Consider the following 324-nt stretch of genomic DNA (forward strand, 5'->3'; position numbering starts at 1 on the left):
GTGTAACTTTGACACCCCAAGGGTTTGTCGCTTCATCAACGATATTCAATAATTTGGTGTTAATCATGTCTCGCTGGCTGAGCATTTCATCCAGTTCCATCGAGCCCAGTACAGTACGGATATTGGTGAGAGTTAAATTACGAATCGCGTGCTCAAGATCATTCACCTCATAAGCCGCTTTAGGCGCGTCGATCACTTGAACGAAACACACCGCATCAATAACCACATTTGCATTATCTTTGGAGATGACTTCTTGTGCCGGGATGTCGAGAACACGTTCCATCATACTGATGCGTTGTCCGATTTTATCGATAAATGGAATGA

General features: G+C 43.8%; 1 protein-coding gene. It reads right to left on the reverse strand.

The window, feature by feature from the left end:
* The coding region (locus AB4653_RS28605; protein WP_372106020.1) for a paraslipin at positions 1 to 324 on the reverse strand (324 nt) is incomplete at both ends.

The sequence above is a fragment of the Vibrio sp. 10N.222.48.A3 genome (genome assembly GCF_041475345.1).
Taxonomy (GTDB): domain Bacteria; phylum Pseudomonadota; class Gammaproteobacteria; order Enterobacterales; family Vibrionaceae; genus Vibrio; species Vibrio tasmaniensis_A.